Source organism: Gallibacterium faecale (genome assembly GCF_027920745.1).
Lineage (GTDB): Bacteria > Pseudomonadota > Gammaproteobacteria > Enterobacterales > Pasteurellaceae > Gallibacterium > Gallibacterium faecale.
The window spans coordinates 1-15,825 of sequence record NZ_JAQIBB010000083.1; the positions used below are offsets into that span (position 1 = coordinate 1).

The 15,825-nt window shown below is 35.7% G+C and carries 16 protein-coding genes and 1 pseudogene; 10 read left to right on the forward strand and 7 right to left on the reverse strand.

What is annotated here, in order from left to right; all coding sequences use genetic code 11:
• Positions 1-1,078 (forward strand): helicase/relaxase domain-containing protein (locus PF272_RS09465; RefSeq protein ID WP_271142560.1); only part of this gene is annotated, 1,078 nt, incomplete at its 5' end.
• Positions 1,065-2,012: a tyrosine-type recombinase/integrase gene (locus PF272_RS09470; RefSeq protein ID WP_271142561.1), complete on the forward strand. Its 948-nt coding sequence runs from the start codon at positions 1,065-1,067 to the stop codon at positions 2,010-2,012. The genes PF272_RS09465 and PF272_RS09470, both read left to right, overlap by 14 nt.
• Before the next feature lie 205 nt (positions 2,013-2,217).
• On the opposite strand, the gene PF272_RS09475 is transcribed toward PF272_RS09470, so the two are convergent.
• On the reverse strand, positions 2,218-2,427 hold the full coding sequence (locus PF272_RS09475) for a hypothetical protein (RefSeq protein ID WP_271142562.1): 210 nt from the start codon (positions 2,425-2,427) through the stop codon (positions 2,218-2,220).
• Positions 2,428-2,534: 107 nt separating this feature from the next.
• On the opposite strand from PF272_RS09475, the gene PF272_RS09480 reads away from it, so the two are divergent.
• Both PF272_RS09480 and PF272_RS09485 read left to right on the forward strand, forming a co-directional pair.
• Positions 2,535-3,347 carry a Cof-type HAD-IIB family hydrolase gene (locus tag PF272_RS09480; protein WP_271142563.1) on the forward strand — a complete coding sequence of 271 codons (813 nt, stop codon included), beginning with the start codon at positions 2,535-2,537 and terminating at the stop codon, positions 3,345-3,347.
• Between the two features lie 11 nt (positions 3,348-3,358).
• Positions 3,359-4,042: a Sir2 family NAD-dependent protein deacetylase gene (locus PF272_RS09485; RefSeq protein WP_271142564.1), complete on the forward strand. Its 684-nt coding sequence runs from the start codon at positions 3,359-3,361 to the stop codon at positions 4,040-4,042.
• Positions 4,043-4,101: 59 nt separating this feature from the next.
• Here the strand turns inward: PF272_RS09485 and PF272_RS09490 are convergent, their stop codons facing one another.
• On the reverse strand, positions 4,102-5,364 hold the full coding sequence (locus PF272_RS09490; protein WP_271142565.1) for an HlyC/CorC family transporter: 1,263 nt from the start codon (positions 5,362-5,364) through the stop codon (positions 4,102-4,104).
• Between the two features lie 74 nt (positions 5,365-5,438).
• The gene (locus PF272_RS09495) at positions 5,439-6,239 is read right to left on the reverse strand and encodes a cytochrome C assembly family protein (RefSeq protein ID WP_271142575.1); all 801 of its coding nucleotides are present in this window, start codon (positions 6,237-6,239) and stop codon (positions 5,439-5,441) included.
• A 198-nt stretch (positions 6,240-6,437) separates the two neighbouring features.
• On the opposite strand from PF272_RS09495, the gene ffh reads away from it, so the two are divergent.
• Positions 6,438-7,814, forward strand: coding sequence for a signal recognition particle protein (gene ffh / locus PF272_RS09500; protein WP_271142566.1), 1,377 nt, complete (start codon positions 6,438-6,440; stop codon positions 7,812-7,814).
• 68 nt (positions 7,815-7,882) lie between these two features.
• On the opposite strand, the gene PF272_RS09505 is transcribed toward ffh, so the two are convergent.
• From PF272_RS09505 to PF272_RS09515, 3 genes are all read right to left on the reverse strand, one after another.
• Complete coding sequence (locus tag PF272_RS09505; RefSeq protein WP_271142567.1) at positions 7,883-8,911, reverse strand: MFS transporter; 1,029 nt, start codon at positions 8,909-8,911, stop codon at positions 7,883-7,885.
• 3 nt (positions 8,912-8,914) lie between these two features.
• Entirely contained in the window at positions 8,915-9,205 is a 291-nt protein-coding gene (locus PF272_RS09510; protein ID WP_271142568.1) for a hypothetical protein, read from the reverse strand.
• Positions 9,206-9,356: 151 nt separating this feature from the next.
• Complete coding sequence (locus tag PF272_RS09515) at positions 9,357-10,652, reverse strand: nucleobase:cation symporter-2 family protein (protein WP_271142569.1); 1,296 nt, start codon at positions 10,650-10,652, stop codon at positions 9,357-9,359.
• A gap of 154 nt (positions 10,653-10,806) precedes the next feature.
• Here PF272_RS09515 and tehB point away from each other — a divergent pair, with 154 nt between their 5' ends.
• From tehB to PF272_RS09540, 5 genes are all read left to right on the forward strand, one after another.
• A complete protein-coding gene (gene tehB, locus PF272_RS09520; protein WP_271142570.1) occupies positions 10,807-11,670 on the forward strand; it encodes an SAM-dependent methyltransferase TehB in 864 nt (287 codons plus the stop codon).
• Between the two features lie 77 nt (positions 11,671-11,747).
• Positions 11,748-13,763 carry a transglycosylase SLT domain-containing protein gene (locus PF272_RS09525; RefSeq protein ID WP_271142571.1) on the forward strand — a complete coding sequence of 672 codons (2,016 nt, stop codon included), beginning with the start codon at positions 11,748-11,750 and terminating at the stop codon, positions 13,761-13,763.
• Positions 13,764-13,790: 27 nt separating this feature from the next.
• Positions 13,791-14,090, forward strand: coding sequence for a trp operon repressor (gene trpR, locus PF272_RS09530; protein ID WP_271142572.1), 300 nt, complete (start codon positions 13,791-13,793; stop codon positions 14,088-14,090).
• On the forward strand, positions 14,077-14,787 hold the full coding sequence (gene mtgA, locus PF272_RS09535) for a monofunctional biosynthetic peptidoglycan transglycosylase (RefSeq protein ID WP_271142573.1): 711 nt from the start codon (positions 14,077-14,079) through the stop codon (positions 14,785-14,787). Before trpR ends, mtgA begins: the two co-directional genes overlap by 14 nt.
• Before the next feature lie 19 nt (positions 14,788-14,806).
• Positions 14,807-15,556, forward strand: coding sequence for an SDR family oxidoreductase (locus PF272_RS09540; protein WP_271142574.1), 750 nt, complete (start codon positions 14,807-14,809; stop codon positions 15,554-15,556).
• A gap of 45 nt (positions 15,557-15,601) precedes the next feature.
• Here the strand turns inward: PF272_RS09540 and PF272_RS09545 are convergent.
• Positions 15,602-15,825, reverse strand: a pseudogene (locus PF272_RS09545) (hypothetical protein); the annotation flags it as partial.

Sequence of the window (15,825 nt, forward strand, 5' to 3'; positions counted from 1 at the left end):
AACAAAACTAAAACAACCTCAAAAATCTTTTGCTAACCAAATTCTTACCGCCTTACGTTACCTTATCGAACATGATCTCCAACTTAATAATGAGAAAAGTGGTTCAGATGGCTGGCTAACAGATGAAGGGCTTTGGCTTGTTAGTAAAACAGTAACAGACAAAATCCGTGCTTATCTCATGCAACAAGGTATTTCCGTTCCTGCCCAAAACAGCAAATTATTTGATGAAATGCAAGCACACAGAATTATTGAATCAACACCCGATAATAAAGCAATTTGGAATGCCCAAATAAAATCAAATGCTGGCTGGCAACCTCAAATCTCTTTTACCCTCTTAAAAGTAAGTCCATCATTAATCTGGGACAGTATTGACAAGCGACCAGCTGTGTTTAACGGAATAGTTATTGTCAATAATCAAAGTGAACAAAAGAATACTGATGATGATAATTCTGGTACAGATGTTAATAATATTATCCCAATAGATACACAAGAGAAAAAATTTAACGATAGTTTTGATTTTGCATTAAACCTTTTTAATACACCAGATAATACAGAACAAAAGCAAGATGAACAGAAACAAGAAAACAGTATTACTAATGAACTAGTTCATGCAACCGAAAAAATTTCAACATTATCCGATACTATAACGTTACTGACAGATAATACAGACCAAATAAATACAGAAATAAATGCAGAAATAAATGCAGAAAAATTTGTAGAATGGCTGAAAACATCACTTGCTAACGACACATTCCCAATAAATGAACCACAAGCAAAAATACATTTCGTTAACGATTGTATTTTTTTAGTAACCCCAGGTATTTTTCAAGTCTATTGCCAAACAACAGCAGGTAACACTAACTCCTGGAGAGAGTTACAGAAACAATTTCAAAGATTGAATTTACATAAGAAAAAGCAACCAGGAAATTTCAATATTTGGACTTGTATTATAAAAGGAAATTATAAAACATCCAGAGTAAAAGGCTATTTGATTGAAAATATTGAATTTTTTACAAACAAACAGTATTTTAACAATATGTATCTTACTTTACAGGATGTAAGTAATGATGAAGAATAATAATTTCAGTGAAGATTTAACTTTAGATGAATTATTAGATATTTTTTTAACCTACAAATATTTGAGAGAAAAATCCAAAAAAAGTTACAAAAAGATGGTTTCTTTATTTACTAAAGATCATCCAGGAATATTTGTTAGCGAAATTACTAAAGAGGTTATTTTTAAATGGCAAAATAAAAAACTACAAACTATCAATTCTACAACATGGAATACTTACATTCGTCATTGTAAGACAGTGGTTAATTTCGGGATTAAAAATAAGATTATCAAAAAAATGGACAATCCTTTCTCAGGAACATTTCTGCGAGAATCAAAGAAAAAAAGAAAGACAATTAAACAACAAGATGTGAATACATTAGTCGATTTCTTAGAAAAACAGTATGATAAACAAGCTTTGTCGAAGATGTGCGGCGATTATTGTCCAGTTTTTTATGCACAAGCATTAATTTTTACTTTTTTACTAACAGGAATAAGACGAAATCAGCTTTTACAATTACAAATTGATCATATTAACTTAAATGAGCGCACTATATTTATACCGCATTACATAAATAAAAATCATGATGATCATATCATCCCGATCTCATCAAAACTTTATCCTTATCTAAAAACTTTAATCACTGAGCTACATAAAAGGAACATACCAGATGATGAGAAGATATTTAATATCAATCATGTATCAAAAACGACAAAAATTAACGGCGATATGACAGAAGATCAACTATCGTATTTTTTTAGAAAATTATCCAAGATTACTCATATACGATTATCATCACATAGATTCAGGCATACAATAGCGACAACACTCATGAAAAAGCCTGAACAAAATTTGTACGGCACACAGAAGCTGCTAGGACATAAAGACATTAAAACAACATTAAGCTACATTGAATATGATGCAGATATGTTACGTAATCTAGTAGAAACAATTTAATGATATAAATGATCAATATAATTACAAAATAGTGTTTACATATATAAAAGAAAGCGGTAAATTAATTAAGGAGCAGTATTAATTATTGGTTATATAATTTTAATATACTGTTTGATAAAAATAAGCCAAAATCTTATGATCGACTCTAGACTTCCTTGCTATTGTTGTCTATAATCGCTCCGCTTTTTTCCGCTGCCCCCATAGCTCAGTCGGTCAGAGCAGTCGACTCATAATCAGCCGCCCGAACTAAACCAATTACACTCGAAGGCGCATCCTTGTAATAGTCATAATCCATCATATTTGCGTGTAAATCGGTTGTTTCAATTACACGTAAATTCAACTCTGCTGCGTTAAGCGTGCTGATGAATGTACTGCCAAATAAGGCCACCCACACTGGTTTTAACGAAAGTCGCATTGTTTTCTCCTTCAAGAATTAATATAAAAAAGCGTGTTGATTTTATTCCAAAGCCATTTCAGAGTAAATAAAATTAAATTACTAAAATAAATCATAAAGGATACATTATGTTGAAATACAAATTACTTGCTACCGACATGGACGGTACTCTATTGGATAAGCAGAAAAATATTAGTGAGCGCAATCAACAAGCTATCCACGCTGCAAAACAAGCTGGTGTAAAAATTGTACTCGCTTCTGGGCGTCCTTTAGAAGGTTTGCGCCCTTATTTACAGCAACTTGACCTACTCGGAGAAGATGACTATGTACTCTGTTTTAATGGGGCATTAGTACAACGTAGTGATGGTAAAATTATTACTCGCCAAGAAATGACCGGGAAAGACTGTAAAACGTTAGTAGAATATGCAGAAAAATTTGGTGTATTTAGTCATGCATTTTCTGAATCACGAGGCTTAATTGCGCCACATCCTAATTCTTATAGCCAACATGATGCTGATATTAATCGTATTCCACTTAATATTATTGATTTCTCTATTCTCGCTGATGATGAACCTGTCATTAAGACTATGTGGGTAGATCAACCTGAAAAATTAGATCAAGCTCTGGAACAACTCCCAGATCATATAGCTAATCAATATACTATTGTACGCAGTACTCCCTTTTTCCTCGAATTTCTGCCACCAGCAGCAAACAAAGGAAGCGGCATCGAAAAATTAGCTCAACACCTCAATATCCAAGCAGAAGAAGTTATTTGTATTGGTGATGCAGGTAACGACTTACATATGATCGAATATGCTGGTTTAGGGGTTGCCATGGGGAATGCAACTGATGAGATCAAAGCGATTGCCAATTACATTACCGCAGATCATAAACAATCAGGTGTTGCTGAAATTATTGAAAAATTTATTTTAAATCGTTAGGAGAACACAAAATGAAACCCATTTGTGTGGTATTGACTGGCGCAGGTATTAGTGCTGAAAGTGGATTACCTACTTTCCGCGCTGAAGATGGCTTATGGGCTGGTCACAAAATCGAAGAGGTCTGTACACCAGAAGCTTTACGCCGTAATCCACAAAAAGTTCTCGATTTTTATAATATGAGAAGACGTAATGCCGCAGCAGCAAAACCTAATGCAGCTCACCTTGCCCTAGTAGAATTGGAGCAAGCTTATGACGTAAAAGTCATTACACAAAATGTTGATGATTTGCACGAACGTGCTGGTAGCCAATTTGTTTTGCATTTGCATGGTGAATTAAATAAAGCCAGAAGTAGCTTTGATCCGGACTATATTGTTCCTTGTTATCAAGACCTACTTATTACTGATAGAGATCCTCAAGGCCATCCAATGCGGCCTCATATTGTCTTTTTTGGTGAGAATGTCCCAATGTTAGATCAAGCAATTGATTTAGTTTCTATTGCTGATGTGGTATTAGTGATTGGTACATCATTACAAGTTTACCCAGCTAACGGCCTTATCCATCAAACAAAAGCTAATGCAAAAATCTATCTAATCGATCCCAATCCAAATACTGGCTTTATACAACGCCATGTTACAGTTATCGCTAAAAAAGCAACCGAAGGGGTTGTTGAGGTGGTAAAACAACTACTGAAATAAAAGAAAAAGATTGCGCTGTTTACATTCAACGCAATCTTTGCCTATTTTTAGAAAAATAATTAACTCAAGCGCTTTACTTTTGCTTGTTTAATCATATTGTCGCTCACTTCTAATATTTTGACTTTCAGATTACCGATTTTCCACTCTGTACCCTCTTGTGGAATATCTTCTAAATGTTCAAGAATAAAACCATTAAACGTTCTGGCTTCATCAGTATCTAAATGCCAATTAAACATCTTGTTCAGATCACGAATATTTGCCGAGCCATCAATAATCACCGTGCCATCAGATTGTTGCTGTACTTCATCTTCAATAGATGGCAAGTTAGATGTGGTAAATTCACCGACAATCTCTTCAAGTATATCCTCTAAAGTCACTAAGCCTTTAATATCGCCGTATTCATCAACCACTAAGCCAATACGTTCTTTATTATTACGGAAATTAAGAAGCTGCGCATTTAACGTTGTCCCTTCAGGAATAAAGTAAATTTCATCCGCTGCTCGCATTAATGTTTCTTTAGTAAATTCATTGGTATTTAACATTAACCGATAAGCTTCGCGCACCCGTAAAATACCTAGTGCATTTTCATCCATATTTTCTTTATATAACACCACTCGGCTATGTGCCGCATGGTTTAATTGACGCATAATTGACTTCCAGTCATCTTCAATATCAATCCCACTAATTTCATTACGTGGCACCATAATATCTTCCACCGTCACTTTTTCCATATCCAAAATAGATAACAGCATTTGTTGGTGAGCATGTGGAATAAACTTCCCTGATTCATTCACTATCGTACGTAACTCTTCCGCACTAATGGAATGTGATTTGATATCTGGTTTTAATCCCATTAAACGCATTAAACCGTTGGTGAAAAAATTGACAAAATAGACCAAAGGAATAAAGATTTTAATTAGAACAGTTAAAATATGGCTACTAAAAAAGCTTACTTTCTCTGGATAAACTGCTGCTGCAGTTTTTGGAAAAATCTCAGAGAATACCAACATTACAAAAGTAAGTACTCCCGTTGCAATAGCAACACCCGCATCTCCCCCCATGCGCAATCCAATCATGGTGGCAATCGCAGAAGCCATAATATTAACAAGGTTATTAAAGATAAGAATAAAGCTGAGTAAAATATCTGTTTTTTTCAATAGTTTTTCAGCTTTTTGTGCACCTCGATTTCCCTTCTCCGCTAAGTATCGTACACGATAGCGATTCAATGAGAGTAATCCAGTTTCAGAACTTGAGAAATATGCAGAAAGAATAAGTAACAAAATTAGTAAAATAAATAGTGTACTTATGGGGATACTGTCCAAAATAAAATCCTATATTAAATTAATCATTTAGTGCGATAACTCTCCTGATCATATTACCGCACCACCAACTTTTCCTAGGCAATCACTAAGCGACTACCGAAATAGGCGAAAGTGAGCAAAATCATACCTGAAATTGTGTAAATTATCACTCTTTTTCCGCGCCAATACAGTTTATAGTGTCCCAATAACAGAATGCCAAAAACAATCCACGCAATAAAAGAGAAAATGGCTTTTTGAATTTGATCTACTGAAAAGAAATTCGGCAAATAAATACTACCACTAATCAAGGTAATACTGAGTAATACTTCGCCTAAAATTAATAACTGAAACAGTTGTTTTTCTACCTTCATTAATGGTGGAATCATCGGCGAAAAAGTCATTTTTTTCTGTTTTAAATTACGGTCTAACCAACCTAATTGCAATGCATACAGCGCACAAATGAAAAACACCGCATAACTAAACAGAGCTAATGTGATATGAAAAAGTAGTCCGCCATTTTCAGTTAAATGTTTAATAAAATTACCTGGGAAAAATGTTGTACCAATCACATTAATAATGGCAAAACAATACACAATCGGTAACAGAAACCAAAGTGTATTGGTACGTAAAATAGCAATAGTGACAAAGATACTAACTAAAACAGCAATTAAAGAAGCAACATTAAACAGGGTAAAATTTTGCCCGCCTAATACAAAAAAACTATTCGCTAAGCCAATAATATGTAAAACAATCGCTACTATTGCACTATGGAAAATCCACTGTTTCCCAGATTGCGTAATGTTTGTTGTTTCCCCTTGCTGAACTTTCATTAATACTGGGGTAATTAATAAAATACTGCTTAAATATGCAACAATCGTCAATACGCCAATCCACAACATAATTCTTGCTCTCTTAAAAAACTATAAGCCTTAAAAAGTTAGCAGTTTTTACCTAAATTTTCCATAGGATTATGTGTGAATGATGAAAACAAACAAATTTTCGGTATAATGCCAACTGTTTTTTGTTCATCTTTTACCTAGTGTTACTGATTTCTTCTTAACGCTATGGCAAATCACATAAAATCAGGAATTTCTATGTTTGAAAATTTATCCGATCGCCTTTCTCGTACACTACGTAATATTAGTGGTAAAGGACGTTTAACCGAAGATAATATCAAAGATACCTTACGCGAAGTTCGCATGGCGTTATTAGAAGCTGATGTTGCTTTACCGGTCGTGCGTGAATTTATTAATCAAGTCAAAGAACGTGCATTAGGCGTTGAAGTTAATAAAAGTCTTACTCCAGGCCAAGAATTCATCAAGATTGTTCAAGCCGAATTAGAAAAAGCTATGGGTGAGGCAAATGAAACGCTAAACCTTGCTACACAACCTCCTGCAGTAATTTTAATGGCAGGTTTACAAGGGGCTGGTAAAACAACAAGTGTAGGTAAACTCGCAAAATTCTTACAACAACGTCATAAAAAGAAAGTTATGGTCGTTTCTGCCGACGTTTATCGTCCTGCGGCAATTAAACAATTAGAAACACTTGCACAGACTGTTAATGCAACTTTCTTTCCATCAGACGCCTCACAAAATCCTGTTGAAATCGCTAAAGTTGCCTTGGCAGAAGCAAAATTAAAATTTTTTGATGTATTGATTGTCGATACCGCAGGTCGTTTACACGTTGATGAAGAAATGATGAATGAAATTAAGCAAATTCATCAAGTATTAAATCCGGTTGAAACATTATTTACTGTGGATGCAATGACCGGGCAAGATGCAGCCAATACAGCAAAAGCCTTTAATGAAGCCCTACCGCTAACTGGGGTAATTTTAACCAAAGTAGATGGTGATGCACGTGGTGGTGCGGCCCTTTCTATTCGTCAAATTACCGGTAAACCAATTAAATTCTTAGGGATGGGAGAAAAAACGGACGCGTTAGAACCATTCTATCCAGACCGTATTGCTTCTCGGATCCTTGGTATGGGTGATGTGCTTTCCTTGATCGAAGACTTACAACGTAATGTTGATCAAGAAAAAGCAGAACGAATGGCTCAAAAATTTAAAAAAGGTGATGAATTCACGTTGGAAGATTTCCGTGAACAATTACTAGAAATGAAAAAAATGGGCGGTATGATGTCAATGCTTGATAAATTACCAGGTATGCAAAATTTACCTGATCATGTTAAAAATCAAGTTGATGATAAGATGTTCCAGCGTATGGAAGCCATGATCAATTCAATGACATTTAAGGAACGTCAAAACCCTGCCATTATTAAAGGTTCTCGGAAACGCCGGATCGCAGCTGGTTCTGGAACGCAAGTCCAAGATCTTAATCGTATGTTGAAACAATTTGAAGAAATGCAACGTATGATGAAAAAAATGCGTAAAGGCGGTATGGCCAAAATGATGCGTGGTATGAAAGGCTTAATGGGTGGATTAGGCGGTATGGGTGGTATGTTTAAACGCTAATTTTCTATCCTCAAATAAAACACAACGACAAGCGGCTTAATTTATGCCGCTTGTTTTTTTAACCTAAATTATAATCGGTGGAATTTAGCAAGAATCGCTAATGAAAGAGTAGTGATTAAAATTGAGATTAATGCGTACATATATACACCATCCCACGCCCAAACATTTTTAATCATAACTACTGGTACACCTGCCAATGCAGCGCCGACATAACTGAATAATCCTCTAAATCCAGTAATAGAACCTGCTGCATCTTTATGCGTTACATCTAAACATCCCACAGCAAACAACATATGTGGTCCGTAAAGTGCAAAGCCCATAATTGTAAATAGGCAGGCAGTTAAGACATAAGAACTATCTTGTACAATTGGCACTAATACAATTGACACACATAACATTAATGCAAACATTAATCCCGTCATCCAGCGGTTACTTCTAAATAAGAAATCCGATAAATAACCTGCTATTAGGCCCCCTGCTAATCCACCAGCCTCAAACCAAGTAATAATTGAGTTAGCTTTAACTAAATCCCAACCATGCGCTTGTACATAATAGATTTGCGGCCAGTCATTTAAGATAGTACGTGCAATATAGACACAAAGATCACCAACAATAATGACCCACACTAATGGATTTTTAAGAATATATTTAAAGAAAATTTCCCAAAAACCAAGATTAGATGGGCTTGCTTTAACTTGTGCTAATTCGGTTGGGTCATTACGCCATTCACCAACAGAAGGTAATCCCTCTGATCCAGGGCGATCCTTAATCATAATTAATGCAAGAATCCCCATAATCAGTGAAATTGCGCCTGGAACATAGAATCCCATTTTCCAACTACCGCTCCAAGCAATTGCAAAGCTTGTTAATAATGGAGCTAAACTACCGCCAATATTATGTGCAGCTTCAACAATCGCCCACCAACGCCCACGTTCATTTTTAGAGAACCAAGATGCCATAATTTTCGCCATTGGTGGGAAGCTGGTTCCTTGTAAGATTGCATTTAATGCATACAAAATATAAAAAGCAGTAATACTATCCGAAAAACCGAATAGAATATTGACAATCCCTACACCAATTAACGCAGGGCCTGTCATTGCTCATGGATTGATCTTATCCACAACCATTCCACCAACAAACTTCATCGATCCATATAAGATATAGAAAATAGACGACATCACAGCAAAATGCTCTGCAGTGAGAGCAGTTTGTTCTAACATCATTGGTGCCGCTGCCGAGAAGTTTTTACGTGTTAAATAGAAGACAGCATAAGATAGAAATACCGCTGTCACGATTTCAATCCGAAATTTACGGTAAGTCCGATCAATTTCAGGTTTACTCATTACGATAGGTTTATCAGGTTGGTTAAAAAACCACTCTTTTACACCCATAGTTACCCCTTATTTGTGTTTACATTATCCTTTTTGATTAAAGCATAAACTAACTAATAATAACTACTCTTTTTTACAAAAATTATGTTTATTTATTATTTGATAAATAAAAAAGTAGCTTAAGCAAGCTACTTTCCATCTTTAAACCTATTTATTCTTTCTCTTGTGGTAATACTAAATTCAAAATTAAAGCAAGTAACGAACCTACCGTAATCCCTGAACCAAAAATTTCTTTAAAGAAGCTCGGTAATTTATCAAGAATTTCTGGACGCGTTGTTACCGCTAAACCACAACCAATTGAAATTGCAATAATTAACCCATTACGTTTGGTACGTTCCACTTTATCCAACATCTGGATACCTGCTGCAATAATCATTGCAAACATCATCAATCCAGCACCGCCCAATACTGGTAACGGAATAGATACAATTAATGCACCAAATACTGGGAACAATCCAGCGAGTACTAATAATCCACCTGTCATAGCGACCACATAACGACTCGCAACACCTGTTAAAGAAATCACACCAATATTTTGTGAAAAAGAAGAAAATGGCGTTGTGGACATAATCGCTGCTAATGCCGATCCCATCCCATCACAAAGCACGCCGCGACGTAAATGATCACCCGTAATTTCTGTTTTAGTTGCATTACCTAATGCCAAAAAGTTACCGCTTGATTCAACAATAGTCACTAAATAAGCGATACTCATACCAATAATGCCTGAAATTGGAAAAGCTAATCCGAAATGTAATGGTTGTGGTAAGGCAAATACTTGAGCTTGTTTCACCCCTTCAAAACTAACCCAGCCTAAAGCAAGTGCCACACAGTAACCCGCTAACATACCAATTACTATTGCCGCCGCAGAAAAAATCCCTTTTCCCCATTGCACTAGGATAACAACTAAAGCTAATACAAATAGTGCCATTGTGAGATTTTCTGGTGTTGCATACTGCGGTTCACCACGCTGCCCACCAGCAAACCAATCCACAGCCACTGGAATTAAACTCAAGCCAATCATTGTAACAACTGTACCCGTCACAACAGGTGGGAATAATTTACGAATAGATGGCATAAAAAAGCTGCCAACAATCATCACTAAAGATCCCACTAATGAAGCACCTAAAATTCCTGCCACGCCATCTTGGCTAAACCCAATAGCCAACGCTGCTGCAACAAAGGTAAAACTCGTTCCCATTACACTTGGTAAACGAATTCCAATAGGTCCAACACCAAGACATTGAATAATCGTAACAACCCCTGAAATTAATAATGCTGCATTTACTAAAACAATCGTATCTGGCGTTGGCAAATGTAAAACATTCCCAATAACTAAAGGAACTGCAATAATTCCACCTAATGCAGCTAAAAGATGTTGTGCGGCTAATAATAAACCAAGGCTAAAAGGTGGTTTATCTTCTACAGTAAAAAGTAACTTGTTATTCATAAATTCCTTAGAAATTAGAAAAGAGGTGAGCGATTATAGACTTGTATAATTAGATAAGCAAACGTTTGCGTAAATTTAATAAGAAGGAGTTACTGCTAGCTATTTTAAATCTGTATATAATAAATATCTTCAAGTCATTTAGGGGAGAAATACCATGCAAGATAAATTAATTGCATATAAAACTATGCCGGTTTGGAATACAAAAACTTTACCCGCTATGTTTCAAGAAAAGCACAATACTAAGGTAGGTACCTGGGGACAATTACGTGTTCTAAAAGGTAAATTAAAATTTTATCAACTCACTGAAGACGGTGATGTAATTTCAGAACATATCTTCACGCCAGAAAGTGAAATTCCTTTAGTTGAACCACAAGCTTGGCACCGTGTTGAAGCCTGTTCAGATGATTTAGAATGTCAATTATCTTTCCTCTGCCGTCAATCAGATTATTTCAGCAAAAAATATAACCTCACTGCAACCCATTCAGAAGTAAAAGCAGCAAGTGAAATCCTTTCTCCATGTAAAGTATTGGATTTAGGTTGTGGGCAAGGACGTAATAGCTTATATCTCAGTATGTTAGGCTATGATGTAACTTCTTGGGATCACAACCCTAACAGTATCCAATTTCTAAATGAAATGGCTGAAAAAGAACAACTGCCAGTAAAAACAGCGATTTATGATATTAACTCAGCGAATATCCAAGAAAATTACGATTTTATTGTTTCTACCGTTGTATTTATGTTCCTGAATGCGCAAGCAGTACCAAATATTATCCGTAATATGCAACAACATACCAATATTGGTGGTTACAACTTAATTGTTGCGGCTATGGATACTGCCGATGTTCCTTGTCCAATGCCATTCTCCTTTACCTTTAAAGAGGGAGAATTACGCAATTATTATCAAGACTGGGAATTGATTAAATACCAAGAAGAAATGGGCGAACTACATAAAACCGACATTCACGGCAATCGTATTAAAATGAAGTTTGTCACTATGTTAGCGAAGAAAATCCGTTAAAATTTGAGTCGATAATTTCTCACCAACAACCAAGCGTGTTAGACTGTATAAAAAAGCAGTATTTTATGGAGACAAATATGAACGCTTGGCAAAAATCAGTGTTAGTATTAAGTTTGGTTGTTGGTGGACAATCTTTTGCAACAGAAACGTCAACACCTAAAACCCCAAATCAACCTGCTCAGCAAACAGATCAATATAGCTTACAACGTCAACAATATCAGGAATTTATGCAATTCCTTAGTGGGAACGTCAGTGATAATAGTGTGGCTTTAGCTGCACAATTACTACCTAGTTTGCAGGATTACCCTCTTTATCCTTATGCATGGCATCGAGTACTTATCAAACAATCAATTATACCATTAGCACAATTACAGCAATTTCTTGCGGCTTATCCAGATTTTCCACTCAATAACACATTGATTGATCAGTTCTACCAAAAAGCATTTCAGCAAAAGAATTGGTCTTTGATTAATACAGGGAAACAACAATTCCCTGCACAAAGTACTGCTCAACACTGTATGCAACTGATTGCAGTACAAAATTTAACAAAAAATCCAACAGAACTTACCAATGTTTGGCAAGCCACTGAGAAACTATGGTTATCTGGAGAAAATTTACCTAAACAGTGTGTACCACTTTTTGAAGCTTGGCAGCAAGTAGGAAAACTCAGTGAAGCACTTATCCAACAACGTGCTGATTTAGCGATTACAGCACAAAATCGCAGTTTATTAAGCTATTTACAGAATTTGAGTAAGGACGATGTAAGAAAACAGCGCCTACAATCTTGGCTTAATTTGTTAGCTCAACCACAAAATTTAAACAAAATTACAGAAAATTGGTCTGTGACTCCACAAAATAAACAAATTTTGTTAGCTAACTTACCCCGCTATTTCCGTACCATAACCGAACAAGATTTAGATTTTTCCACTCTACAGCAACAACTTGCTCAGTGGCAACAAAAGTGGCAATTTTCTGATACTGAAAGGAATCAAATAAAACGTTCTCTTTTACAACGTTTTTTTGATAATACACAACCACAATGGTTAAGTTGGCGTGACCAACAATTATCACTTCTAAAAGATGAGGCATTAATCGAACGCCGCTTACGTGTTGCGATCCGCCAGCAACAACCGATTACTGAATGGTTTAAATTACTTTCCAAAGACACACTAAACAAAGATGAATGGCGTTATTGGCAGGCATGGCAAGATCAAAAACAAGGTAAACAAACTCAAGCTAAAACAGTCTTGCAACAATTAAGCCAACAACGTGGTTTCTATGGTTTACTTGCAGCAGAAACCTTAGGCATTGATTATCAACCACCAATGCAAGATATTACACAACCAATCTCTTTTGATTCTCTTTGGCAACAGCCTAAAATTCAGCAAGCATTACAACGAATCACAGAACTGCGTTATTTCCGTTATATTGATGATGCCTATACTGAATGGGCTTTCTTATTAAATAATGTAACAAAAGAACAAGCATTATTATTAAGCGAATATGCCACACAGCAAAATTGGTATGATTTGTCTGTGGCGGCAACTATTCAAGCAAAAGCATGGGAATATATTCGTTTACGTTTGCCTTTAGCGTATCAACCTTGGTTTGAGATTAATACAACCAATAAAACCATTTCACTTTCTTTTGCAATGGCTATCGCTCGCCAAGAAAGTGCTTGGCGTCAAAATGTTCGTTCTTCTGCTAATGCTATTGGATTAATGCAGTTATTACCAAGTACTGCAAAAGCAACCGCACAACAAGCACAATATCATCCTCAACAAGCAACAAAACTTACTGATCCACTAACCAATATTCTTTTGGGAACAACCCATTTAGAACAATTAGCTGAAAAATATGGTGATAATCGTTTATTAATTGCTGCAGCATATAACGCTGGTGCAAATAGAGTAGATCAATGGTTAGCAGACAATAATGGTAAATTATCTATGGCAGAATTTATCGCCTCAATTCCATTTTATGAAACCAGAAATTATGTGCAAAATGTTGTAAGTTACGATTATTACTATCAAATTTTGACTAAACAACCGAGAAAAAAATTCAGCAAAACGGAAACTGATCGAGTATACTAGTTTAATAGTAAGTGAAAGGAGCAAACTATGTATATTAGTCGAGATTTAGAACAGTGGCAGCAAGTCCTGGATTTCTTAAAAAATGGGTTTACAGAAGGCAAAGAACAAGAAATGTTAATGATGTTACTTACACCAGATGAACGCGACTCTCTTGGTTTACGCCTACAAATTATCAAGCAACTATTAGAAAAAAAACTTTCACAACGGGAGATCCAACAAAATCTTAATACTAGTGTTGCAACCATTACACGTGGTTCTAATTTAATTAAAAGTATTGATTCCGACTTTCTACAATGGGTAAAAACACAATTAAATGTTAAAGATTAAACATTTATGCTCACAACGTTGTTATTCACGTTTAGCCAAATATTGTTTGATACTTATCGGCGTGTTTTTTTGTAGCATTGTTTTACTACGTTTTATTCCTATCCCTTATTCTACTTATATGCTGCAAAAAACAGTGGAAAATCTGTTTAACTCCAACTATCACACACAGCATGACTGGGTAAGTATTGATGAAATTTCGCCAGCGATGCAGCTTGCTGTTATTGCAGCAGAAGATCAGCGTTTTCCAGAACATTGGGGATTCGATATTGACGCAATTGAAAAAGCTTTAAAACATAACCAATCTTCTAAACGTACTCGTGGAGCTTCTACCATTTCACAACAAACAGCAAAAAATCTCTTTTTGTGGTCAGATCGTAGTTGGATACGAAAAGGTCTAGAAGTACCAATTACATTAAGTTTAGAGATTTTTTGGTCGAAAAGGCGTATTCTAGAAGTCTATCTCAATATTGCCGAATTTGGGCCAGGAATTTTTGGGGTAGAAGCGGCTAGCCAATATTATTTCAAAAAAAGTGCTGCTAAATTAACGCGTTATCAAGCAGCTCTACTTGCAGCTGTATTACCTAACCCTATTTTATATAAAGCTAACCGCCCTTCTGCCTATGTTCAATCTCGACAAAATTGGATTTTGCGACAAATGCAACAACTTGGGAATAGTTATTTACAACAACTAAATTAACCTTAAAAGGAGGAAAGTGATGAGTATTTTAATTACTGGTGCATCAGCGGGATTTGGTGCTGCAACCTGTCGTGCTTTTGTTAAAGCAGGTTACAAAGTAATTGGCGCAGCGCGTCGTTTAGAAAAATTACAACAACTGCAACAAGAATTGGGAAATAATTTCTATCCATTAGTCATGGATGTTGCTGATCAACAATCAATTGATGCTGGATTATCTTCTTTGCCAGATGAATGGAAAAATATTGAGCTTTTAGTCAATAATGCAGGCTTAGCCTTAGGACTTGAGCCAGCTCATCAAACCCATTTTTCTGACTGGAAAACAATGATTGATACTAATATTCTTGGCCTAATTTATTTAACTCGCCAAGTGTTACCACAGATGGTTGAACGTAACCAAGGTACAATCATTAATTTAGGTTCTATCGCGGGGACTTATCCTTATCCAGGTGGTAATGTGTATGGAGCAACTAAAGCCTTTGTGAAACAATTCAGTTTAAATCTTCGAGCTGATTTATCTGGTACCGCAATTCGTGTATCTAATGTTGAACCAGGCTTATGTGGTGGCACAGAATTTTCAAATGTCCGATTTAAAGGTGATGATGAACGAGCAGCTAAAGTTTATGAGGGCGTTCAATATATCCAACCTGAAGATATTGCCAATACCATTCTATGGATTTATCAGCAGCCAGCTCACGTCAATATAAATTCAATTGAAATTATGCCTGTTGCTCAAAGTTTTTCACCTTTAAAAGTGGCTAAAAATAGCTAATTATGATCAAAAAAGTGGCAAAAACTAAATTTTGCCACTTTCTCTTTATTCTCTGGTATCTTCTCTTATCAACTTTTCTTGTTTTGAATGATAAAAATAGAGATAAATCAATCCAATAGGTGCAATAATCCAACTAAATCCGAAGCAAAGCGCCATCGTCATAAACTTTACCATCAATAATAAAATAGGATTCACAAAAAAGATATGATCACCCAAGATAAAATCTACAATAGACTCATACACAAAACGAGAGTAAGGATATAACAGAA